1 protein-coding gene is annotated in these 1386 nt (G+C 51.6%); it reads left to right on the top strand.

Going from position 1 to position 1386, the window contains the following annotated elements; genetic code table 11:
* Positions 1-114: 114 nt before the first annotated feature.
* Positions 115-1338 (top strand): IS256 family transposase, encoded by a 1224-nt coding sequence (locus tag QWJ34_RS26940; protein ID WP_302732226.1) that lies wholly within the window; start codon positions 115-117, stop codon positions 1336-1338.
* The last annotated feature ends 48 nt before the right edge of the window (positions 1339-1386 follow it).

Below are 1386 nucleotides of genomic sequence, written 5' to 3'. Positions count from 1 at the left end.
TATTAAGTCCATATACTTGTGTAAAATGACCTCTTAAAAAAAAGAGAGTCATGAAACGAAATTCACTCTACAATCAAGTTGTCGAAGACCCACTTGTAGAGGAGGAATTTGTTCATGACTCAATATCAGATTACCGTAGATGCCGACCTTTTGCATCAACTTTTTTTAGGCGATTCCCGAGAAAAGGGAGTGGCGGCTTTGCTCGAAACGGTGCTCAACCAAGTGCTGCAAGCCCAAGCTTCTGAGCAGATTCAAGCGCAGCCCTACGAACGAACCGACGAACGTCGAGCTTACCGGAATGGGACGTATCCGCATACCCTCTCGACTCGTGTCGGTGCCTTAACGTTGCAGGTCCCTCGTTTTCGGGACGGCCAGTTTTCGACGGAGCTGTTTGCTCGGTACCAACGCAGCGAGCAAGCCTTGGTTCTAGCGCTCATGGAGATGGTTTTAAACGGCGTGTCCACACGCAAAGTCACGCAAGTCACCGAGGAATTGTGCGGAACATCCTTTTCCAAATCGACCGTGAGCGAACTCTGCAAAAAACTTGACCCCTTGGTCAAAAGCTGGGCAGAGCGTCCGTTAACCGAGAAGCGATATCCTTTTTTGGTGGTCGATGCGCTCTACGTCAAGGTGCGTGAGAACGGCCGCGTGCGTTCTCGTGGCGTCCTTTTAGCCGCAGGCGTGAACGAAAATGGGTACCGTGAATTGTTAGGCTTGCAGGTCGGGGATACGGAGTCAGAGAGCGTTTGGGGCGCCTTTTTCGAACAGCTGAAAGCCCGGGGGCTTCATGGCGTGGACCAAGTCACAAGCGACCACCACGGCGGTCTCGTCAAAGCGATTCGTTCGCAGTTCCAGGGCGCGACCTGGCAACGATGCCAAACTCATTTCATGCGAAATATCTTGGACAAAACACCGAAAATTCTACGTCCTGAAATGAAACTACGTGTGCGAACGATCTTTGAAGCGGTCGATCTGGACACGGGTCGCAAGCTGCTAGAGCAAACGCTGGAACACTTTGCTGAGCAGGCGCCAAACGCCATGCAGACGCTGGAAGAAGGCTTTGACGATGCTACAGCCGTGCTGAGCTTGCCGCCACGAATTCGGATTCGACTTCGCACATCTAACGCCGTTGAACGACTCAATGGCGAGTTGAGACGACGTGAGCGTGTCATTCGTGTGTTTCCCAACCGCGAGTCGGTGTTCCGTTTGTTTGGCGCGTTACTGATGGAGCAAGATGACAAGTGGAATGGCGATAAACGCTATCTGGATCTACATGATTATTGGATCTGGCGAAACGCCAAAGCGAAGCCAAACGAACCGATGTCCGCTGCCGACTAACCGATTGGCGAGTGAGTTTCGTTTTTACACATAAATATGGACTTGACC

It is taken from the genome of Saccharibacillus sp. CPCC 101409, from assembly GCF_030518235.1.
Classification (GTDB): domain Bacteria; phylum Bacillota; class Bacilli; order Paenibacillales; family Paenibacillaceae; genus Saccharibacillus.
This window is presented reverse-complemented; position numbering and strand designations above follow the sequence as displayed.